Origin of the sequence: Escherichia sp. Marseille-Q3837, assembly GCF_916618735.1 — a bacterium.
GTDB lineage: Bacteria > Pseudomonadota > Gammaproteobacteria > Enterobacterales > Enterobacteriaceae > Escherichia > Escherichia ruysiae.
Genome location: NZ_CAKAKC010000002.1, coordinates 1 through 21,762, shown reverse-complemented (window position 1 = coordinate 21,762; position 21,762 = coordinate 1). Strand labels below are relative to the sequence as shown.

The 21,762-nt window shown below is 46.9% G+C and carries 21 protein-coding genes and 6 pseudogenes; 8 read left to right on the top strand and 19 right to left on the bottom strand.

Annotation, left to right across the window (positions count from 1 at the left end):
• Window positions 1–13: 13 nt before the first annotated feature.
• Together LG381_RS22015 and LG381_RS22010 are read left to right on the top strand one after the other, a co-directional pair.
• Window positions 14–1,003, top strand: a complete 990-nt coding sequence (locus tag LG381_RS22015) for a GlxA family transcriptional regulator (protein ID WP_000104482.1) — start codon at window positions 14–16, stop codon at window positions 1,001–1,003.
• Window positions 1,004–1,029: 26 nt separating this feature from the next.
• Window positions 1,030–1,413, top strand: coding sequence for an ester cyclase (locus LG381_RS22010; RefSeq protein ID WP_198290423.1), 384 nt, complete (start codon window positions 1,030–1,032; stop codon window positions 1,411–1,413).
• Between the two features lie 106 nt (window positions 1,414–1,519).
• On the opposite strand, the pseudogene LG381_RS22005 reads toward LG381_RS22010, so the two are convergent.
• Window positions 1,520–2,159 (bottom strand): annotated as a pseudogene (locus LG381_RS22005) (recombinase family protein).
• Window positions 2,160–2,207: 48 nt separating this feature from the next.
• On the opposite strand from LG381_RS22005, the gene LG381_RS22465 reads away from it, so the two are divergent.
• A complete protein-coding gene (locus LG381_RS22465; RefSeq protein WP_071595431.1) occupies window positions 2,208–2,315 on the top strand; it encodes a Tn3 family transposase in 108 nt (35 codons plus the stop codon).
• Window positions 2,316–2,507: 192 nt separating this feature from the next.
• Here the strand turns inward: LG381_RS22465 and LG381_RS21995 are convergent, their stop codons facing one another.
• Genes LG381_RS21995 through LG381_RS21985 form a run of 3 tightly spaced genes read right to left on the bottom strand, consistent with a single transcriptional unit; the run spans window position 2,508 to window position 4,130 of the window.
• Window positions 2,508–2,819 (bottom strand): hypothetical protein, encoded by a 312-nt coding sequence (locus LG381_RS21995; protein WP_016246567.1) that lies wholly within the window; start codon window positions 2,817–2,819, stop codon window positions 2,508–2,510.
• A 50-nt stretch (window positions 2,820–2,869) separates the two neighbouring features.
• Window positions 2,870–3,901, bottom strand: a complete 1,032-nt coding sequence (locus LG381_RS21990) for a site-specific integrase (protein ID WP_000067534.1) — start codon at window positions 3,899–3,901, stop codon at window positions 2,870–2,872.
• A gap of 7 nt (window positions 3,902–3,908) precedes the next feature.
• Window positions 3,909–4,130: a hypothetical protein gene (locus tag LG381_RS21985; protein WP_000542385.1), complete on the bottom strand. Its 222-nt coding sequence runs from the start codon at window positions 4,128–4,130 to the stop codon at window positions 3,909–3,911.
• Window positions 4,131–4,734: 604 nt separating this feature from the next.
• Here LG381_RS21985 and LG381_RS21980 point away from each other — a divergent pair.
• Together LG381_RS21980 and LG381_RS21975 are read left to right on the top strand one after the other, a co-directional pair.
• Window positions 4,735–4,944, top strand: a complete 210-nt coding sequence (locus LG381_RS21980; protein WP_063501801.1) for a hypothetical protein — start codon at window positions 4,735–4,737, stop codon at window positions 4,942–4,944.
• A 110-nt stretch (window positions 4,945–5,054) separates the two neighbouring features.
• Entirely contained in the window at window positions 5,055–5,906 is an 852-nt protein-coding gene (locus LG381_RS21975; protein ID WP_000611656.1) for a phage repressor protein C1, read from the top strand.
• 32 nt (window positions 5,907–5,938) lie between these two features.
• Here LG381_RS21975 and LG381_RS21970 read toward each other — a convergent pair.
• The 6 genes and pseudogenes from LG381_RS21970 to LG381_RS21945 all read right to left on the bottom strand — a co-directional run bounded on the left by LG381_RS21970 (window position 5,939) and on the right by LG381_RS21945 (window position 9,374).
• Window positions 5,939–7,057, bottom strand: a pseudogene (locus LG381_RS21970) (phage antirepressor KilAC domain-containing protein).
• On the bottom strand, window positions 7,054–7,275 hold the full coding sequence (locus LG381_RS21965) for a host cell division inhibitor Icd-like protein (protein ID WP_001361625.1): 222 nt from the start codon (window positions 7,273–7,275) through the stop codon (window positions 7,054–7,056). The pseudogene LG381_RS21970 and the gene LG381_RS21965 overlap by 4 nt, the downstream one beginning before the upstream one ends.
• A gap of 253 nt (window positions 7,276–7,528) precedes the next feature.
• Window positions 7,529–8,561 (bottom strand): annotated as a pseudogene (locus LG381_RS21960) (DUF968 domain-containing protein).
• Window positions 8,562–8,588: 27 nt separating this feature from the next.
• Window positions 8,589–8,768 carry a hypothetical protein gene (locus tag LG381_RS21955; RefSeq protein ID WP_001411052.1) on the bottom strand — a complete coding sequence of 60 codons (180 nt, stop codon included), beginning with the start codon at window positions 8,766–8,768 and terminating at the stop codon, window positions 8,589–8,591.
• A gap of 4 nt (window positions 8,769–8,772) precedes the next feature.
• Entirely contained in the window at window positions 8,773–9,153 is a 381-nt protein-coding gene (locus LG381_RS21950) for a type II toxin-antitoxin system death-on-curing family toxin (RefSeq protein WP_063501799.1), read from the bottom strand.
• Window positions 9,153–9,374: a type II toxin-antitoxin system Phd/YefM family antitoxin gene (locus LG381_RS21945; protein WP_001190712.1), complete on the bottom strand. Its 222-nt coding sequence runs from the start codon at window positions 9,372–9,374 to the stop codon at window positions 9,153–9,155. The genes LG381_RS21950 and LG381_RS21945 overlap by 1 nt, the downstream gene beginning before the upstream one ends.
• Before the next feature lie 182 nt (window positions 9,375–9,556).
• Here LG381_RS21945 and LG381_RS21940 point away from each other — a divergent pair, with 182 nt between their 5' ends.
• From LG381_RS21940 to LG381_RS21930, 3 genes are all read left to right on the top strand, one after another.
• Window positions 9,557–11,113, top strand: a complete 1,557-nt coding sequence (locus LG381_RS21940) for a type I restriction-modification system subunit M (RefSeq protein WP_112045387.1) — start codon at window positions 9,557–9,559, stop codon at window positions 11,111–11,113.
• Window positions 11,110–12,333 carry a restriction endonuclease subunit S gene (locus LG381_RS21935; RefSeq protein ID WP_225763007.1) on the top strand — a complete coding sequence of 408 codons (1,224 nt, stop codon included), beginning with the start codon at window positions 11,110–11,112 and terminating at the stop codon, window positions 12,331–12,333. The genes LG381_RS21940 and LG381_RS21935 overlap by 4 nt, the downstream gene beginning before the upstream one ends.
• 121 nt (window positions 12,334–12,454) lie before the next feature.
• The gene (locus LG381_RS21930; protein ID WP_171960601.1) at window positions 12,455–15,571 is read left to right on the top strand and encodes an HsdR family type I site-specific deoxyribonuclease; all 3,117 of its coding nucleotides are present in this window, start codon (window positions 12,455–12,457) and stop codon (window positions 15,569–15,571) included.
• 264 nt (window positions 15,572–15,835) lie between these two features.
• On the opposite strand, the gene LG381_RS21925 is transcribed toward LG381_RS21930, so the two are convergent.
• The 9 genes and pseudogenes from LG381_RS21925 to LG381_RS21885 form a co-directional block, all read right to left on the bottom strand.
• Window positions 15,836–16,342, bottom strand: a complete 507-nt coding sequence (locus tag LG381_RS21925) for a 3'-phosphatase 5'-polynucleotide kinase phage-associated protein (protein WP_032214395.1) — start codon at window positions 16,340–16,342, stop codon at window positions 15,836–15,838.
• Between the two features lie 72 nt (window positions 16,343–16,414).
• Window positions 16,415–17,677: a hypothetical protein gene (locus LG381_RS21920; protein WP_113417600.1), complete on the bottom strand. Its 1,263-nt coding sequence runs from the start codon at window positions 17,675–17,677 to the stop codon at window positions 16,415–16,417.
• Window positions 17,678–17,988: 311 nt separating this feature from the next.
• On the bottom strand, window positions 17,989–18,681 hold the full coding sequence (locus LG381_RS21915) for a hypothetical protein (protein ID WP_171960600.1): 693 nt from the start codon (window positions 18,679–18,681) through the stop codon (window positions 17,989–17,991).
• On the bottom strand, window positions 18,678–19,355 hold the full coding sequence (locus LG381_RS21910) for a metallophosphoesterase (RefSeq protein ID WP_001354545.1): 678 nt from the start codon (window positions 19,353–19,355) through the stop codon (window positions 18,678–18,680). Before LG381_RS21910 ends, LG381_RS21915 begins: the two co-directional genes overlap by 4 nt.
• The gene (locus LG381_RS21905) at window positions 19,352–19,978 is read right to left on the bottom strand and encodes a hypothetical protein (protein WP_000484116.1); all 627 of its coding nucleotides are present in this window, start codon (window positions 19,976–19,978) and stop codon (window positions 19,352–19,354) included. Before LG381_RS21905 ends, LG381_RS21910 begins: the two co-directional genes overlap by 4 nt.
• A 501-nt stretch (window positions 19,979–20,479) precedes the next feature.
• Entirely contained in the window at window positions 20,480–20,635 is a 156-nt protein-coding gene (locus LG381_RS21900; RefSeq protein WP_001567997.1) for a hypothetical protein, read from the bottom strand.
• A 66-nt stretch (window positions 20,636–20,701) separates the two neighbouring features.
• Window positions 20,702–21,013, bottom strand: a pseudogene (locus LG381_RS21895) (VRR-NUC domain-containing protein); the annotation flags it as partial.
• 10 nt (window positions 21,014–21,023) lie between these two features.
• Window positions 21,024–21,513, bottom strand: a pseudogene (locus LG381_RS21890) (IS3 family transposase); the annotation flags it as partial.
• Between the two features lie 80 nt (window positions 21,514–21,593).
• Window positions 21,594–21,762 (bottom strand): annotated as a pseudogene (locus LG381_RS21885) (group II intron reverse transcriptase/maturase); the annotation flags it as partial.

Here is a 21,762-nt window from a genome sequence, read left to right as displayed (position 1 = left end):
CGGAGGCCATGGCATGTCCACCATCACTGTCGCTATAGTGATCACCGAAGGGTTCAGTACATTTCATGTCTCCGTTCCATTAATCCTGTTCGGGGAGATACTGGAAGGGAAGGCCCTCTTCAGCCGCCGGGTATGTGCGGAAGAGCCCGGGCTTATCTGGTCTGCTGAAGGTACGGCGATGAGGGCAGAATACGGGCTTGATGCACTGGCAGAGGCCGATATCGTTATTATTCCTTTCTGGAAACACATCCATGAAAGGCCTTCTGAAACTCTGCTCAGTGCCCTGGTTGCAGCCTGGAAAAATGGAGCTCAGGTGGTGGGCCTGTGCCTGGGGAGTTTTGTTCTGGCTTACACCGGTCTGCTGGATGGTAAACGGGCGGCCACGCACTGGGAGGCTGAACGGGATTTCCAGATGCTTTTCCCGGCGGTTCATCTGGACGTGAACGTGCTTTATGTTGAGGACGAGCGGATTATCACCTCAGCCGGTACAGCCGCAGCACTGGACTGTTGTCTCCATGTGATCCGGCAACGCCTGGGCAGATATACGGCTAATCAAATAGCCCGCCGGATGGTTGCTCCTCCTTACCGGGAAGGCGGACAGGCACAGTACCGGCAACTGCTTATTCCCAAAAGTACGTCCGATAACCGCATAAACCAGCTGCTGGAATACCTGTCCGCAAATCTGGGATTACCACATGATATTGACACTCTGGCCCATTTAGCCTCCATGAGCCGAAGAACGCTTACACGCCATTTTCATTCGGCCACAGGAATGACGGTCTGGGAGTGGATCACCACAGAGCGTCTCCGGCGGAGTCAGGAACTGCTGGAAAGTACAGATATTGCAGTGGAGCGGGTTGCCGAACTGGCAGGCTTTCAGTCCACCATTACTTTCCGGCAGATATTCCGGCAGCGGATGGGAGTCAGTCCCAGTGAATGGCGAAAAACATTTAACGGAACGCCGGAAGGCAATATTCCGGCAGGTAAAGAAACTGAAAAATGAGGTGCAATATGTCTGTTTAAGAAAATATCAAAACGGTTAAAAAGTTTTATCGTCTGATTGAAGAAAATAAATATGATGAGGTGAAAAACCTCTGCCATCCGGATTTTAAATTCTATTCTCAGGTGGATACACCGCTGAACAGTGAGCAGTTTATCGTACAGGAAAAAGGCCATATGGATGCTTTTCCGGGATTTACAATGCGTATCCACGAAATCTTTGCCAGAGACGATAAAGTCGCCTGCTATCTTATCTTTGAAGGCGTGCAGACCCGTGAATTCCTTGGGCATCCTGCCAGCGGCAGGAAAGTGCGCTTTTCTCTGATGTTTATGATCACTCTGAAAGACGGGAAATATATAGAAAAACGGGCTCATTATAATACAGCGGATATCCTCCGACAGTTGTCAGCCTGAGTGGCAACACATTGCCCAGTCTGTATTATTACAGGCAGGGCTGCGTATCTGACAGGAGCAATGAGCTTAGCCTGGAAAGGTAATCCATTAACGCCTGGGCTACTTTTTATTCCGATTCAGGCTCTCTATAAAGGGCTTGAATGCGGCATATCTGTGAAGGACTGTACCCTGTCGCATCTGCCGTTTCATGGATACTTAGTTTCTTGACCTGCCAGTAGTACAGGACTTTCTGATGCCGTTCCTGATCGGCCTGTTATCCCCGGTATTTACCCAGCGTATGAGCCCGTTCAATTCCCTGTTGTTGCCGTTGGCGACGGCTCAGCCAGTCCTTATGCGACATCGCGGCCATCAGGTCGATAAGCATGTTATTGATGGCGGTTATCACGGCGCGGGTGATTGGGTCAGCCTGCGAAGGGTCTTTATCTGACAGCGCCTGCCATGAGGTGGATACATCCAGGCGACAATCCGCAGTTCGTGTTGTTCTATCTGCTTTTTCAGCGTAATCCAGTCACTGTTACTCAGACGGGTCAGGCGGTCAATTTGCTCGACCAGTAAAATATCATTGCGGTGGCTGTCCATCAGTAAGCGTCCCAGTTCCGGCGGTCGAGTTTTGTACCGCTTATGTTCTCCCGGTAGTAACTGGCTATTTTATGTCCCCGCTCCTGAACAAACTGCCCCAGCATCTCTTTTGCCCGATCGGCAAACTGATCTTCCGTTGATGCCCTTAAATAAGCTCTGATGAACATTTTTCCACCACGTTATCGCTTTTAGGTTATTGCATTTAATCTATCGCAATGGCAGAGTCCTGTCCGGGAACCTCGCGGGCTTCTCTGGAAAACATGCAGGCATGGTACATCCGAGATGAAACCTACTCTGCTGCCCTGGCGGAACTGGTTAAGTAGGTAATGGCCACGTCTTCGTAGTTGACTAACGCCACGGCTCAATTATAACAATCAATTAGAGCAATGTTATATTGTTTATCTTCAGTCACATTTTTTCACTTTAGTATCTATGTGCTATACTCCTTTCTGATTGATTGGATGCGGAACACAAACCCGCTCTTTTGTGCAGCCTGGTTCCTTGCCAGGCTTTTTTTATTTCATCATGGAAGCTGTTAACGCTTTGGATCTTGCTGAACTGATTGAAAGGACATTGTTAACCTTATCCAAGAGTTCGCCAAAGTCAGACACTACTTTAGCAAAACCGCGCCGTGCTTCTTCCTCGGTGGCATTCATCACGAAATGTTCAGCACCACGCATACTTTTGACAGGGAACGCAACGGATATTGAGTCAATATCAGGCATTCTATCGCTCAGCTTTACAGTGACAATGACGGCTGGCGACTGAATATTAGTGCTTACAGACAGCACTACATATTTTCCGTCGATGTTGAAATCCTTTCTCATATGTCACCATAAATATCAAAGAATTAGAACAATCATTTACGCGTTAATGGCTAATCGCCATCTTCCAGCAGGCGCACCATTGCCCCTGTTTCACTATCCAGGTTACGGATATAGTTCATGACAATATTTACGTTGGTCCAGCCACCAGCTTGCATGATCTCCGGTATTGAAACTCCGGCGCGGGCCATATCTCGCGCGGCTCCGACACGGGCACTGTGTCCAGACCAGGCCAGGTACCTCTGGCCAGAGTCATCCTTAGCCCCGTAAATCAATCGGTGAGTTGCTTCAAAAATCCCTTCCAGGGCGCGAGTTGATAGCTGGCTGGTGGCAGATGGCGCGGCAACACCATTTTTTCTGACACGGCAAAACAAGTAGTTATTCGGATCATCAGCCACACCAGAGACAGAAATCCATCGCTCAACCAGTTTAGTTACCCCCAGACTAAGTGCCTTCTCTACACCAGCGGTGCTAACCAGCGTTTTCGTTCTGCCAATATGGATTAACATTCTCCCACCGTCAGTACGTGAGATATCTTTAACTCTGATCCTAGAAATTTCGGCTATACGTAACAGGGTGTTATAAGCAATCCCCAGAAATGCCAGATTACGTATATCCTGGCAGCGATCGCTATTTTCCATGAGTGAACGAACCTGGTCGAAATCAGTGCGTTCGAACGCCAGCGCCTGTTTTGCACGCTCACCGGCATCAACGTTTTCTTTTCGGATCCGTCGCATGACCAGTGAAACAGCATTGCTGTCACTTGGTCGTGGCAGCCCGGACCGACGATGAAGCATATTTAGCTGGCCCAAATGTTGCTGGATAGTTTTCACTGCCAGACCGCGCGCCTGAAGATATAGAAGATAATCGCGAACATCTTCAGGTTCTGCGGGAAACCACTTCCGGTTATTCAACTTGCACCATGCCGCCCACGACCGGCAAACGGACAGAAGCATTTTCCAAGTATGCTCAGAAAACGCCTGGCGATCCCTGAACATGTCCATCAGATTCTTGCGAACCTCATCACTCGTTGCATCGACCGGTAATGCAGGCAAATTTTGGTGTACGGTCAGTAAATTGGACATTTAACACTCAGATAATGGTTTTAAGTAAAGTGTACAGGATCGGCTCTGCCTTTACCTGTTTATGGTTCTCGTCATAGAAACGCCAGCGACCGCGCGTGCGTTCTATTTTTTCTTCACCGCGCGATAATGACAGTTGGCAACTATCACGATCAAACCCTTTTGCCCGCCAGTAACCACGGTTTTTCTCAAGCTCAAGATGAGTGGACACTTTAGCAGTTGAATATCCCATTTTTCACCTCTGATTGATTGGTGGTGCTAAGTGCGCTACGCGAAATCTGTAGGACTAACACCGCCAATTTTTCACAGATTTTACGTAGCGCAACCTTGATCAAATGATCAAGTGATCACTATTTGACCTGCCAAGGTATTGAACTGTATGGATTTACAGGTAAATTGATCATATTCAATAACCCTTAATATAACTTCGTATAATGTATGCTATACGAAGTTATCAGGTCCGAAGAGGAGTTTACGTCCAGCGGCGCACAAAAATCAAGAATTATTAGAGCAATAAATTTTGAGAGAAAAATCCCACCCCACCAGCTAAAAACTGGATTGTTTTTCATAGTTGTTTGACAATTGCTCTAATAAATTATAGTTTTGCCGCCGTTACGTAATACGACTTTGGATTCACTATTTAATGTGTCTTCAGCGTTGTAGAGCGGCTCAGAAGGAAATGAGCAAACAGGGAAACCTTATACAACGGCATTACAGCTATGCATTGCTCATCTTACACACAGCGCAATGTTGTTAGATTACCCCAGCATGGATCATGGGTGAAACAGTAGGTCAGAGCTTCAGGCTCTGTGTTGTCAATACAGTGAGGCATAATTATGGCTTTCATTCAACCAACCATCGACGACGTTAGACATTGCTCTAACGCTTTATCTGTAGACCCTGCCGAAACCGACGCTGCCCGCGCCATTGCTGAACACTACTCAAAGATATCCAATCAGGAGTACCGCATCACCCAAGACGACCTGGATGACCTCACTGACACAATCGAATATCTCATGGCAACTAACCAGTTATACTCACAATAAATGCACTAATAAATCTATTATTTTTGTTTGATCCCTCTATAATATAGGTCAGTAATGACCGGTTTTCTCAGCCGGGCGTTATTGACCATGTCAATTCTGGAGGAGGATCAATGATAAATTATGTCTACGGCGAACAACTGTACCAGGAGTTCGTCAGCTTCAGGGATCTCTTTCTAAAAAAAGCTGTTGCACGCGCCCAACACGTTGATGCCGCCAGCGACGGTCGTCCTGTACGCCCGGTTGTCGTTCTACCGTTCAAAGAAACAGACAGCATTCAGGCTGAAATTGATAAATGGACTTTAATGGCGCGGGAACTGGAACAGTACCCAGACCTCAATATCCCAAAGACTATTTTATATCCTGTGCCTAACATCCTTCGCGGTGTGCGTAAGGTTACGACTTATCAGACAGAAGCTGTGAACAGCGTCAACATGACCGCTGGCCGCATTATTCATCTGATTGATAAGGACATTCGCATCCAAAAAAGCGCGGGGATCAATGAGCACAGTGCGAAATACATAGAGAACCTGGAAGCAACAAAAGAGCTAATGAAGCAGTACCCAGAGGATGAAAAATTCCGTATGCGCGTACACGGCTTTAGCGAAACAATGCTGCGCGTCCACTACATTTCCAGTAGCCCTAACTACAATGATGGTAAATCAGTGAGTTACCATGTGCCACTGTGTGGCGTGTTTATCTGCGATGAAACTCTCCGTGATGGAATTATCATCAACGGTGAATTCGAAAAAGCAAAATTTAGCCTTTATGACTCCATAGAACCGATCATCTGCGACCGCTGGCCGCAAGCAAAAATATATCGCCTGGCAGATATTGAAAATGTAAAAAAACAAATTGCCATCACTCGCGAAGAGAAAAAGGTTAAGTCAGCCGCATCAGTTACGCGCAGCCGTAAAACCAAGAAGGGGCAGCCAGTAAACGACAACCCCGAAAGCGCGCAATAAATTATGCCCGGCATCAACCGGGCATTCTTCCATTATTCAGCCGCCACCGGTTTTAACAAGCCAGCATCGAGCAGTTTACGCGTCAACCACTGCTGGCCTTTACCCGTTAATTGAGGCGTCAACCGTATCTGGTAGCCATCTTCATCATCCTGCACCACTTCTTTCACCGTGAAATACCCCGCGTTGATGTACTGCTGGAACGGTACATTTTTACGGCCTCCGGACGCTATCAGAATGCCGTTCTCCCGTAACCAGGCAAACAGCGCATTTTGTTTAAGTCCAACGACCTTTGCAAAATTCCCAATCAGGATCCCTTTAGCTACTGATACCCGGTCGGCAAAATCGACTTTAGGAGCGGCGGCCACCAGCTGCTGATTTAGCTGGTGGGCTTTCTGTTCCAGAAGTTGCTTTTGTTCAGCCAGTTCGGCAGCCAGGCGTAGGGCTTCAGGAAGCGTCTGGGGGATTGCGATCGGTTGCTGTTCTTTTTGTCGGAAGTAGCTGTCTTCCAGTTTTTCAAAGAATGCCCATGCCTAATCGGTTTCGAGCATTTTAGCGTGGCGGGCTGCGCCGCGTTCTGTCCAGAGGGTGAGTGAGCGAACATTGCGAGCAATTTTTACAGAGTAGTTTAAAGCTACTCTGTGCTTCAACTCGCGCAATGATTCTCCTTCAACTTTGAAAAAGTGCTTCCCTTCAACAAAGCGTACTTTGTTCTCATGATGATTTTGGCGAATACGGATTGTTTCTGTCCCATACCCTCTAGCAAGAGTCTCGGTTGTCACTACACGCACTCCCTGCCATTCCAGAACGGGAATTTCATCCGGCTGATTCTGAACAACCACCAGCTCCGATTCCTGAACTGAAGGTGCATAAATTTTTTCTGATTTAACGTTAGTTGCTTTCATTCTGTGTGCCTCCTTGCGTGCTTCGGCTGCGACGGTTGCGTAATTCAGATGACCCTGTTCGAGCAGGTATTCACGGATATCGGTTAGCAGAATGCGGTGAACCGCGTGTTTGTCCTTTCTCCGGTAAAGTTGTTTGGTGATCATGAAGTAGTTGGCAATAACGCCCGGTATATCCCTGGTACTGATACAGGCAGTGTGCTGTTCAATTGCCTCGATCATCTCTTCACGGGTGACTAATGACGTTCTCATAGTCCCTCCTGAGCAGAAGCGTTAACAGGGAGGCACCAGTAACTGAGAGAATTGCGCGAATCGGTAGAAAAGCGGGCAGAGAAAATACAGGGAGCATCCGGAAGCTGAGAACGTGCCTCATCTTCTGTCGGTGCAATAACGAAGTGATAGTGACGTTTTTGGCAGGAGTAAAAGCGCCAGATAAATTCAGGATGAGCAGGGGTAGGGATAGTAGCCACAATGGCAGCCTCCTTTTGCTAATTTAAGGAGCTACCGCGTGAGGTCTCAATCTCAATGGCGGTAGCACTGACTGGGTTGAGACTACCGGCGCAAAAGGTCTCGTACGATGTTATTCGTGAGTGATTTATTTCCATGAAGTGGCGTCCCTGCCAGTTAAGTAACATCCTGTCACCTACTGATTAGCCCATGTCAACTAATCAACGTGGAATATAATACCCTCAATTAAAGAAATAGCAATACATTAGAGCAATTTTATCTAACGCTCGACGAGTGACTTGTGATAGCGCCGACTCCAAGCGCGTAATCAAAGAACAATCGTTGATGCATCGCCAGCCTACCGTGCGTCTTCTCCCAATTATCGCGGTCACGCTCAATATCACGCTGGCATGACTGGCACAGAGGAATTGCGTAAATGTCATGCGCGCATAATCGACTATGAGGAACGATATAAGGCGTAATGTGAGCGCCAGCTCCCGCCGCTCCACACCCACAGCATGGACGGGAAGCAACAAAGTCCATGTACTCAGGTAATTTTAGCGATTGCAGTTTTGGTATTTTGAAATGCGCCATGCCAGGGTCGGAGTCAACATCCACAGGGCATACTTTTGCACGCATCGGCGCGGCGCGTTCTTCCATCATCTGGACATATGCTGTAGCGCGATCGTCATACGGGCGAATATCCGCCTCTTTCAGAGGTCCGCTATCCTGCGTTGCAGCCTTAATCTTATTTATTGATATACGGCAGACTTCTTCCGGCATCAGGTGCATCATGTTGCGCATGAAAGCCCACCAGCACAGCTCCTGAATACTTAAATCATGGCTATTTGAAAGGCCCATTTCCTGACGGGCGACATCCAGTATCCAGTTAACGCGATTATTGTGCAGCGTTTCTTTCAGCTCATTAAAACCACGCATCCGGTAATGGTTATCGTGATGCCAGCACAACAACACCGCGCTATTGTCTCGTTTAGCGTGGACAATATGGTTGTCACACCAACTACGATCTGCGGCCTGGCATTGACCCTCTTTCCTACGCAACCACGCCACCAGCGCGTCAATTCCACCAATACGGCGAAACAGTTCATCGCTGTTAAAAAACGGCTGCAACGCCTCATTTGTTGCCATAGTTTGCTCGGAAACAACGAGGCCGTCGTCCATGTGCTCGATTAACTCACGCGGCACCGAATTTACGGCCAGCCTCCACCAGCTTTCTGACTTCCTGATCCACTTTGAATGTGGCGACGCCAAGCTCTTTTTGTACAAGGGGAGTAATAATGGCTTTCACATCACACCTTTCATCACTGATTGGGCTTTATCTGCTGCCCGGCATTCTCTGTTTAAGCACAACCATTTCCTGACGGCATAACACAGCAATAGCGGTCCTGGCACCAATTTGCTTACCAACCAGGTATTGCTTTACCTCGCGGCGACTCACACCATCAAGAAGCATCTTTAACGCTTTATGGGACAATTTGTTGCATTTGCGTGCCATTAATCTACTCCGCAGAACCATACAATCTACGTAACGTGGCGGCGACAGTAGATACAGATATCTCGCCAGTCGCAGTCCCTACGGTAAGGTCTGCCAGTTCAGGTGAATCAAATACCTGCACCCCGTTACGGCGTAGAAATAGCAGCGCACTGTTTAGCGCGGTACGCTTATTGGCATCATTGAATATATGCCCTCTCGCTGTAGCCACCAGGTAGGTGGCGGAGACTTCGAAAAGGTCGGTGATCTCTTCGTACACAACTCTGGCCTGGACTCTCCCGATAATGGCCTCTGCCCTGCCCGGATCTGACATGCCAGGCAGGCCGCCGTAGCGGCTTATATTCGCATCATGAAGCGCTATAAGTTCTTCCGGTGATATATGCCTCATTATCGGTTAACCAGTTCCTTGTTGGTGGAGTCCAGGGTGTCAAACAGGGATGCAAATTCAGCATCCAGCGCCGCTTTTTTGTAGGCTTCGAAAGTAGCCTTGCTGACAATTACTGCTGGCTCACGGCCTCTGCGGGTGATTTCAACCTCTTCCCCGGCTTCAACATTGTTGAGCACTTCAGAAAGGTTGCCGCGCGCGGTACGGAAGTTAATGGATTGCATAAACACCTCGTGTACTCGTTATGTGTACACAATTATAAACTTCACAGGCATAAAGCACCAGCACTTTGCGGCTTAACAAACCTCTAGGCAGGTCATTCGTAGCCTAATGTCCGAACTGCTAAAGCATCCAAGTTGCTGTAGAATCACCGCCAATTACATAAGCCTGAAATAAGTGGATGAAAATGACAAGTATTCAACAACGTGCAGAGCTTCATCGTCAAATCTGGCAAATTGCTAACGATGTCAGGGGTTCGGTCGATGGATGGGATTTTAAGCAATACGTTCTGGGCGCACTTTTCTACCGTTTTATCAGCGAAAATTTTTCCAGTTATATTGAAGCCGGTGATGACAGTATCTGTTATGCGAAACTGGATGACAGCGTAATTACTGATGACATTAAAGACGATGCCATCAAAACTAAAGGCTACTTCATCTACCCCAGTCAGCTTTTCTGCAACGTAGCGGCGAAAGCAAATACCAATGACAGATTGAATGCAGATTTAAACAGTATCTTCGTTGCTATCGAAAGTTCTGCTTACGGTTATCCTTCAGAAGCTGACATCAAAGGTTTGTTTGCTGATTTCGATACCACCAGTAACCGCCTGGGTAACACCGTTAAAGATAAAAATGCCCGCCTGGCTGCGGTTCTGAAAGGGGTTGAAGGGTTAAAACTTGGTGACTTCAACGAACATCAGATTGACCTGTTCGGTGATGCCTATGAGTTCCTGATTTCTAACTATGCGGCAAATGCCGGTAAGTCAGGCGGTGAGTTCTTTACACCGCAGCACGTCTCCAGGCTGATTGCACAACTGGCTATGCACGGGCAGACCAGCGTTAACAAAATCTACGACCCGGCAGCGGGTTCCGGCTCACTGTTGTTGCAGGCGAAAAAACAGTTTGATAACCATATCATCGAAGAAGGCTTTTTCGGTCAGGAAATCAACCATACGACCTATAACCTGGCGCGTATGAACATGTTTTTGCACAATATCAACTACGACAAGTTTGATATCAAGCTGGGCAATACGCTGACTGAGCCGCACTTCAGAGATGAAAAACCGTTTGATGCCATCGTTTCTAACCCGCCGTATTCGGTGAAATGGATTGGCAGCGATGACCCGACGCTGATTAACGATGAACGTTTTGCCCCGGCTGGCGTTCTGGCCCCCAAATCAAAAGCTGACTTCGCGTTTGTATTACATGCGCTGAACTATCTTTCGGCCAAAGGTCGCGCCGCGATTGTCTGCTTCCCGGGTATTTTTTACCGTGGCGGCGCGGAGCAGAAAATCCGTCAGTATCTGGTCGATAATAACTATGTCGAAACCGTGATTTCACTGGCACCGAACCTGTTCTTTGGCACCACCATTGCCGTAAATATTCTGGTGCTGTCTAAACATAAAACGGATACCAAAGTTCAGTTTATTGATGCCAGCGAACTGTTCAAAAAAGAGACTAACAACAACATTCTGACCGATGCTCATATCGAACAGATTATGCAGGTATTTGCCAGCAAGGAAGATGTTGCCCATCTGGCGAAATCTGTCGCGTTTGAAGCCGTTGTCGCTAATGACTATAACCTGTCGGTGAGCAGCTATGTTGAAGCGAAAGATACTCGCGAAATTATCGATATCGCTGAGTTGAATGCAGAGCTGAAAATCACGGTCAGCAAAATCGACCAGTTGCGCAAAGATATTGATGCGATTGTGGCTGAAATTGAAGGCTGCGAGGTGCAGAAATGAGCGAGATGAGTTATCTGGAAAAATTGCTGGATGGGGTTGAAGTTGAGTGGAGAAATCTTGGTGATACTTCACTCTTCGAAATAGCGAATAATGGAAGAAAGCCAGTAAAAGCCTCTTTGCGCATTGCAGGCGAGACGCCCTATTATGGTGCTAACAACATTCAAGACTATGTGGATGGATATACCCACGATGGTGAGTATGTCTTAATTGCAGAAGATGGCTCGGCTAGTTTAGAAAATTATTCAATTCAATATGCAACTGGTAAATTCTGGGCAAACAACCATGTTCATGTCGTACGAGGAAAAGAAAGAATTCATTCTAGATTTCTATATCATTATTTATGCATCGTTAATTTCCTCCCCTTCCTTACCGGGGGAGGAAGGGCAAAATTAACTAAAGGACAATTAATTGAGATACCTGTACCAATCCCCTGCCCAGAAAACCCGGAAAAATCCCTTGCCATCCAGTCTGAAATCGTTCGGATTCTGGATAAATTTACTGCACTTACCGCTGAGCTTACCGCTGAGCTTACCGCTGAGCTTAACATGCGTAAAAAACAGTACAACTACTATCGCGACCAGTTGTTGAGTTTTAAAGAGGGTGAGGTTGAGTGGAAGACTTTAGGAGAGATCGGAAAATGGTATGGGGGAGGGACACCATCAAAAAATAAAATTGAATTTTGGGAAAATGGAAGCATTCCATGGATTTCCCCGAAAGATATGGGCCGAACACTTGTAGACTCTTCGGAAGACTATATAACTGAGGAGGCTGTTCTACAATCGTCAACAAAACTGATTCCAGCAAACTCGATTGCAATCGTTGTTCGCTCAAGCATATTGGATAAAGTATTACCAAGTGCATTAATAAAAGTACCTGCTACGCTCAATCAAGATATGAAAGCAGTCATTCCTCATGAAAACATCTTGGTTAAATATATTTATCATATGATTGGGTCTAGGGGGAGTGATATTCTGCGAGCAGCGAAAAAGACAGGAGGGTCCGTAGCTTCTATTGACAGTAAAAAATTATTTTCATTTAAAATTCCGGTCCCTAACATCAATGAACAACAACGAATTGTCGAAATACTCGACAAATTCGACACACTGACTAACTCCATCACCGAAGGTCTCCCGCGTGAAATTGAGTTGCGCCAGAAACAATACGAATACTACCGTGATTTACTGTTCAATTTCCCGAAACCTGAAACTGTCAGTAATTAATTGACCATTGCTACCGGCCGGACCACCTTAACATCCGGTCTGTATATAGACTATTTTTTACGCGCCGGAAGTCACCCTTAACTCCCTTCCGGCCCTTGCCAGACGGCACAAAGGATGCGCTATGACTCATCAAACACACACCATTGCTGAATCCAATAACTTTATCGTTCTTGATAAGTACATCAAAGCTGAGCAAACAGGCGACAGCTATCAGAGCGAATCGGACCTGGAACGTGAACTGATTCAGGACCTGCGGAATCAGGGCTATGAATTTATTTCCGTAAAATCACAGTCGGCGATGCTGGCCAATGTTCGACAACAGCTTCAGAACCTCAATGGTGTGGTGTTTAATGACAGCGAATGGCGGCGTTTCACGGAGCAGTATCTGGACAACCCGAGCGATGGCATTCTGGATAAGACCCGTAAAATCCATATCGACTATATCTGCGACTTTATTTTTGACGACGGGCGACTTGAGAACATCTATTTGATAGATAAAAAGAATCTCATGCGCAACAAAGTGCAGATTATCCAGCAGTTTGAACAGACGGGTTCTCATGCTAACCGTTATGACGTCACGATCCTGGTTAATGGTTTACCGCTGGTGCAAATCGAACTAAAAAAACGCGGGGTGGCGATTCGTGAGGCTTTCAACCAGATACATCGTTACAGTAAAGAGAGTTTTAACAGCGAAAATTCCCTGTTTAAGTATCTGCAGCTGTTCGTCATTTCCAACGGCACTGATACCCGTTATTTTGCCAACACCACAAAGCGCGATAAAAACAGTTTTGACTTCACCATGAACTGGGCTAAATCAGACAATACACTGATTAAAGACCTCAAAGACTTTACCGCTACCTTTTTCCAGAAACATACTCTGCTGAATGTTCTGGTGAACTACAGCGTTTTTGACAGCAGTCAGACACTACTGGTAATGCGACCGTACCAGATTGCCGCCACCGAGCGCATTCTGTGGAAAATTAAGAGTTCCTTTACAGCGAAGAACTGGTCAAAACCGGAAAGCGGTGGGTATATCTGGCACACTACCGGTTCTGGTAAAACCCTCACCAGCTTTAAAGCCGCGCGTCTGGCAACAGAGCTGGACTTTATTGATAAAGTCTTCTTTGTGGTCGACAGGAAAGACCTCGATTACCAGACCATGAAGGAATATCAGCGTTTTTCGCCAGACAGCGTCAACGGCTCGGAAAATACCGCAGGCCTTAAACGAAATCTGGATAAGGACGATAACAAAATTATCGTCACTACTATTCAGAAACTCAATAACCTGATGAAAGCAGAAAGCGACCTGCCTGTATATAATCAGCAAGTGGTGTTTATATTTGATGAATGCCACCGCAGCCAGTTTGGAGAAGCGCAGAAAAACCTGAAGAAGAAATTCAAACGCTATTATCAGTTTGGTTTTACCGGCACCCCTATTTTCCCGGAAAACGCCTTAGGCTCAGAAACAACCGCCAGCGTATTTGGTCGTGAATTGCATTCGTATGTAATTACCGATGCGATTCGTGACGAAAAAGTGCTCAAATTCAAAGTGGACTACAACGATGTGCGGCCACAGTTTAAGTCTTTAGAGACAGAAACTGACGAGAAAAAACTAAGTGCGGCTGAAAATCAGCAGGCGTTTCTTCATCCCATGCGTATTCAGGAAATCACGCAATATATTCTGAATAATTTCCGCCAGAAAACTCACCGTACCTTCCCTGGCTCAAAAGGTTTTAATGCTATGTTGGCAGTGAGCAGCGTGGATGCCGCGAAAGCCTATTATGCGACGTTTAAACGGTTACAAGAAGAAGCCGCTAATAAATCGGCTACCTATAAACCGCTGCGTATTGCGACAATCTTCTCCTTTGCCGCCAATGAAGAACAAAATGCCATTGGTGAAATTTCCGATGAAACTTTTGATACCAGCGCAATGGACAGCAGTGCTAAAGAGTTTCTGGACGCTGCAATTCGTGAATATAACAGCCATTTTAAAACTAACTTTAGCACCGACAGTAACGGTTTTCAGAACTACTATCGTGATTTAGCCCAGCGGGTTAAAAATCAGGATATCGATCTGCTAATTGTCGTGGGGATGTTTTTAACCGGCTTCGATGCTCCAACATTGAACACGCTATTCGTCGATAAAAACTTGCGTTTTCACGGCCTGATGCAGGCATTTTCCCGCACCAACCGTATTTATGATGCAACTAAAACCTTCGGTAATATCGTCACTTTCCGGGATCTGGAACGCTCAACTATTGATGCCATAACGCTGTTTGGTGATAAAAATACCAAAAATGTGGTGTTAGAAAAGAGTTATGCAGAGTATATGGAAGGCTTTACTGATGCTACTACTGGTGAAGCTAAACGCGGCTTCATGACAGTAGTTTCAGAACTGGAACAACGGTTCCCTGACCCTACCAGTATTGAAAGTGAAAAAGAGAAGAAAGACTTCGTTAAACTGTTTGGCGAATACCTGCGTGCCGAGAACATCCTGCAAAACTATGATGAATTTGCCACGCTAAAAGCCCTGCAACAAATCGATCTTAGCGATCCTGTTGCGGTAGAAAAATTCAAAGCAGAACATTATGTGGATGATGAAAAGTTCGCTGAATTGCAAACAATTCGTCTCCCTGCTGATCGCAAGATTCAGGATTATCGTTCTGCCTATAACGATATTCGCGACTGGCAGCGCCGTGAGAAAGAAGCTGAGAAAAAAGAGAAATCAACCACTGACTGGGATGACGTAGTTTTTGAGGTCGATTTGCTGAAGTCTCAGGAAATAAACCTGGATTATATCCTTGGACTGATTTTCGAACACAACAGACAAAATAAAGGCAAGGGCGAAATGATCGAAGAGGTCAAACGCTTAATTCGTTCAAGCCTAGGGAACCGTGCTAAAGAGGGCCTGGTGGTCGATTTTATTCAGCAAACGAACCTGGATGATTTACCGGACAAAGCCAGCATCATTGACGCATTCTTTACGTTTGCTCAACGCGAACAGCAACGTGAAGCAGAAGCATTGATAAAAGAAGAAAATCTCAATGAAGATGCAGCAAAACGCTATATTCGCACGTCTTTAAAACGCGAATATGCCACCGAAAATGGCACAGAATTAAACGAAACATTACCAAAACTTAGTCCGTTGAATCCGCAATATAAAACGAAAAAACAGGCAGTTTTCCAGAAAATCGTCTCGTTTATTGAGAAGTTTAAAGGCGTAGGCGGAAAAATATAGCCCAATTCGTGTTTTTCTTGCGGGTTCTTAATTAAACCCGCAAGAGACCGTGGGGTTCCAAATGGCTAATATACTCCCCTTACCTATGCGCGACAATGCTGCCAAAAGTGATAAAGAACAGCCAGAAATAGATCGCGGCCATAATGATTTTGAATGCCGTGCTCATATTTTCAGCTCCTGTGATTGATTGGATACATGCCGCGCCTTGCGGCATGTTTTTATTTTCACTTTCTCTGTTTTAAAAATCAATATTTATTTGAGCAATTATTGCTGATGAAGAAGCGCATTTTCATACTCCCTGACCATTAACGTAAGCACGCCGTGCCTCCTGAAAACACGCGCCACTTCAATCTTATCTTCCAGCGCGAACGCGATTTTACTTATACCAATTTTCTTAAGGAGATCAATCTTTGCTGGGCCGTCATTTCTGTCATCGGTGGCAGGACGCATAGATAGCAAAGGCTCAGCCCCGTTTGTTACGTACTTCCGCAGCCAGGCTCGTGTTTTATCCCTTGCGATCTCACAGCGCCCGGTTACAAACCAGACCGTGTAAACGTTAAATAACTGGCGCACCATATCAATAACTGGAGTGATAGGAGTATCGGTGTCACAGGCGAGATTAAACTCGTTCCAGTCCTTTGTTAATGCACCTTTACCTGGTGGCGGAAGCAAATGCAGTCTGTCTTCAGTTGCCTCTGATATTGTTCCATCAATATCGACTATGACGATATACGGACGTTCCTGGTGTGCGTGTTTATTGAAAATACTCAAATGCCCTCCTCATTGGACGAAAAAAATGCTGGTGGGCGCACTCCACCAGCATTAAAAGTGACACTGTAACTATTAGCGGACGTAAATAGTGCCGCCGTTCTCTTTTTCCCATGCATCGCTAAGTGCATAGCAAACATCAAGAAGTCTTCTTGCCGCTGTTTCCTCTAAACCCAATTCGACAACCAACTGCTCATGACGGCGGGTAACCACATCAAACAGGGTATGCAGCCCTTTAGTTGCCAGATCATCAATGAATTCCGGTTCGAACGGCAGCTCTGCATCTGCCAACATAACCTCTTGCGCCCACTCAACTCGACGGACCAGTTCCGGGCGGCGGCTTTCCATCTCTTTACAGATCAATTCATGGAAGAACTCTACCCAACCTTCCGGCTGGAACTCGCGGAAAATTGCCAACGGCTGGAAGTTTGGCATCAACCATTCGTTGATTCGGATATCAATGGCATAGCCCATGTCGCAGCAGAACTGATAAGCAAAGTCCAGCTTAGAAACGATATAAGGACGCTCGTTATTGAACTCTTTAGGCGATGAGATCCCATAAGCCAGGAGGCGCGGGAAGAAGGAGATTTGCCCTAACGTCGGATGAAGTTTGCTTGCAGGGAAACGTCGCTCAGTAATGCCATACATTTCCTTCTTGAGCGTCGCAAATTTAGCATTTTCATTAACCAGCTCGGTAACCTCTGCTTTTTTATTAGCAAATGCCACGCGCGCCTCGCTTGCATCTTTAATAGCCTTTTTGAGCTGTTGGTTAAGGTCAGCGACCTGCTTACGCAGTTCCTGTCGCTCACTTTTGGCTTTGTTATGGCGTTTCTCAAGGTTAAAAGGATCAAGTTTCATGATCTCTTTATATTGAGATTTTAGCGTTGAAATCTGTGAGTTCCGCAGTTCAACCATCGCGGTCATTTCATTGAGTTTTGTTTCCAGCTCAATGCTTATACGTTCGGCATTATCAGCACGCTGGTTGGCGTCATGCGTCGCATCGTCGATCGCGTCCTGTTGCTGGCGTTTCAAATGTTCAATTTGCAGCTGAAGCTCTTCAATTTCTTTACCCTTCAGACCGAGATCCAACTGCATATTTTCAGCTGCATCTACCAGGGAGTTATGGCTATCAGCTTCTGCGTTATAAACATCAATAAGCTGTGCGTGAAGCATCTCCGCTGACTGAACCGCATTATCAAAAAAACGTGCTGTGAGGTCATCACAACTAACGCGGCGTTGCGCGGCCCGGATGTTCTGGATAATGGCCGGGATACCGGCATTCAGGACATCCGGGATAGATACATTTTCGATTGATTGGTTTTGTGCTGAAGTGCTCATTTCAAAGTTCCGTATTAGCTTGTGCTTCGGTCATTTTTCCTAAGTATGAAGGAGGAAGGACTACGCAATTTGTATCCAGTCCCTCACCTATGGCAGCCTGTAAAATTCTGGCTAAGGTGAGTCTCTTGTTGCGATACCTGGTGATGACATGCCTGATACCGCCGGTCGGCGTAACAAAGGCGATCAGCCAGTAGTGATATTTCCGTCGGAATGGCCACATAGTGCACCTTTTGGATTGCTCTAATAAAAAACATGATGAGTGTACATCACGTTTTAAAAATATGGAATTATTAGAGCAATATTATTCTGATTTATCGCTCAAAAAACGAGCTAATAAGGGGAAGCCAATCCTCTGACACTTCGCGAGGTCGCGGTTTGCCGTGGAAAAAGATTATTCGGCAGTCCTTTGGTAATGCCCCATTCCCCCTGGAGTAACGCGCGCTCGCATATTTTGAACCAGGTTCCACAACATCGGCCTTGTAACTTACAAACCATCCTGGATACAGATCCTGAAATGCTGGTGTATCATCGCCCATAACCTTCCGTAAGAACCCCTGATCACCCCAGCACTCAGTAGTGACACAACGAGAAATCCAACCTTCCGGATCTTGCCAGAATGAACTCCAGATATGCGCTTTTACACTATTTGGTATCCACAGGGCACTGCTACCACGATAATGTGGATGGTAAAAATCCCTAAGCATGGTGAAGCTGGTTGGTGGATTCTCAAGGATTGGGCGTATATCACCGGCAATAACTGTGTCCAAATCCAGATAGAACAGATCATCTGTTATATCCGGTCGGAACAACTCTATTTTCGCCCACCAGCCACGGCACTTTTGCCACTGGTTGATCAATGGGACAACTTTGACGCCAGGTACATGTAAACGCTTCAGGTCTGTCAGGCAAATAATTTCATAGCCTTTTGGCAGTTGATTAACCAACCACTGCACATCGGAAGCGTTATAGTCACCACCAGAGCGAAAAACTAAAGCAATCTTCATGCTGCACCATCACCTTTCACTTTCATCAATGTCAGGTTTCCGCAAAATACGGCACCAGTGTCGATATACTGCTGATTCCAGAATGTCTTCGGGCTTTTCACCGGAGTGTGACCAAAGATAAAACGATCTGCGCCCGAAATTTCGCCACCAATATCATCCATCGAATCACTGATACGCTCGCGCGCCCAGACAACGTTGAAAAGCGGCACCTCCTTACCGAATTGGTATTCATTATCCGGATAGTCGGCATGGGCTATAACGATAGTTTCTTGCCCGGTGTTCAACTCAATGATATAGGGCAGACGCTTTACCAGCTCCACCAGCGCCCAGGCTAATATTTCCTGATCAGTGTCCAGCATGAAGAACCATTGTCCACCATTCATTAGCCAGTTATTCACGTTGCCATCTGGACTTAACGCATCAATCATCAGCCGCTCATGGTTCCCCATCACTGCCCTGAACCAGGGCATCTGCAATAGTTCCAGACATTCGACATTTTCAGTACCGCGATCGATAAGGTCGCCGACCGATATCAGTAAATCCTGCGCCGGGTCAAAATCCACACGATGGAGTTCGGACATCAGTCTGGTGTAGCAACCATGCAGATCACCAACAACCCAGACATTCCTGTATTTGGTACCGTCGATACGGTGATAAATTGTGGGTGCCATCATGTATTCTTCAGCCATTCTTTAAGAGTCATCTGCGGAATACCTCCCATTTTCCCGCATGAAACAACGTCAATCTGTTCACGCGCAGACTGGAATAACAAAGGCAGGTGACTTAGATTTTTTGGCGTGCCGCCGGAGTGAACGCGTGGTTCTTGTGTAGCGTCAACGCCCACCAGGGCGACATGTTTGAATCCGATATGGAAAGCCAGGTTCAGAGCACCATATGCACTATTGCCGCTGGCAATTTCATTCTCATCTTCGCAAAGGCCGAAATGTGCGGACCAGCGCCACGCCCACCACTCGGGAGAATTCGTATTTTTTGGCTCCGTGCCGCGCTCAGCCACACGACGGAAGCACAGAACGCCATCTCTGACTTCACGTTCTTTAACATCGGGTAGTGCCATGCAATAACAAACACCACGGCGACGGCGGCCACGACCAACGCGCCGCATATTGTCTGGCGATGGATCAAGGGTGAAAAAATAAGAAGCGCGGTTAAGCCAGTCGATGGCCCCATTGACCGCTATAATCGGCACTCCGCGCGGCGCAACAAAGTTTGCGGCGCTTGGGCCACTGCCGACGATAATAACGCGATCACTGCCTCTAAATTTATTCTTGGGAAACATTGAATTGCACTGCTCCTACTTGCATTCAAAATATGTAAATCTGCGTGTTTTTTGCGGGTATCCAGGAACTGCTGTTGCCATTTTGAAATAGACACCTGCGTTGGATTCCGTAGGGCTTGAGGGTGCGCGCCATGCCAATGAAGGCCGTTTTGCAGAGAACAGTCATAGCCGACTAATACCACTACTTCAGCCCCTGATTCAGCAGCCAGACTGATAGCCTGCGCGCCGCTATTTACCCCTTCCGCCGGTCCACAATATCGCCTGTACTCCAACGAAAATGATTTCGCCGCCGCCAGGTTGGCTGTCACTTTGCGGAATCTCCCTCCCGGTATGGTGGATCCGTATTGCTTCCACCATGACAAATCACCGGCGTATAAGGCATAAATGTCATCGAACATCTGCCAGGAATTGTTAACCGCGATGATTGAACAGCCAGTTTTTTCTATAGCAGCACAGTCCTCACGAGTGAGTGACGGACCGCTACCGACAAAAAAAACAGTCCTAGTCGCCCTGGGTGGTATGTTCATTCTCAGCTGCAAATTCAGCCTCCAGGCGAGCATTCATTTCAGCGATTACCGGGTCCACTACAGCATCTGCTTCCTGTTCATTACGCGGCATGATCGATGCCAGCGATTCATAATTAGCCTTGAATGACACGATTATTCTCCCGATGTTAATGTGCGCTATATCAAAGAGCACATATGCACTAATTAATTTATTATTTTAAGCAGCATACAACCACTTGTCGCCGTTCAATACATGCTCAATAGCCTCACCCTTTTTAAGGCTTATGTATTCCAGGATGGCGGTTATCGCTTGTTCTGCACCATACGCAAGAACGACGTAGTAACCTTCCTCTCTAAGCCTGCGCATCCAGGCGATCTGCTCTTTCGTCGGGGCTTTACCATTTGGTTCTTTAAGCTCAATTCGCATGCCGTGATAAATACCGCATGCTTTATCGAGACTCATGTCCGGATAACCTTTTTTCTGCCCTTCAGCCTTCATTTTCCCGGCGGTTGCTTTTGAACGTTTCCCTCTGAAGTGGTCAACAAAAACTGGCCACCGAGTTAGAGTTTTTTCCAGTATCGATTTTCCGATTCGTTTGGTGGTAACCCACCATTATATTCGTGCGGTCTTAATGCGCTGTAATATCCAACGATATAGTCCGTTATTGCGTGAGCTGCATCGCTGAGGCTTACATAGCCCGTCGCCGGCACCCATTCGTTCTTCAGACTCCTGAAGAAGCGCTCCATTGGGCTGTTATCCCAGCAGTTTCCACGCCGACTCATACTCTGCCTGATCCGGTATCTCCACAGTAACTGCCGGAACTGCCTGCTCGTATAATGACTGCCTTGATCGCTGTGGAACATCACCCCGACGGGCTTACCACGGGTTTCCCATGCCATTTCCAGTGCTTTCATGGTAAGCCTGCTGTCCGGCGAGAACGACATGGCCCAGCCCACTGGTTTTCTTGCGAACAGGTCGAGAACAACGGCGAGGTACGCCCAGCGCTTACCCGTCCAGAGTAGAGTAAGAGGCAGGGCGTAGTCGGACTATTTCCCTGCCTCTCCTCCCCGAACCGGACGTGCACCTTTCAGCGCATCCGGCTCTCCATTTAAATGCTGGCGAACGCCATTGCCACTTCTGTAAAGCGCGATGTATACGTGTTTCTGGTCTCCGTCCTCAGATAGGGATTACCTTCGGGTAGCCGCCAGCGGAACAGCTTCTTGCCTTGCCCCACCAACCGGTACAGTATTTCGCCGCTGAGCTTGCCGTGATTGGTT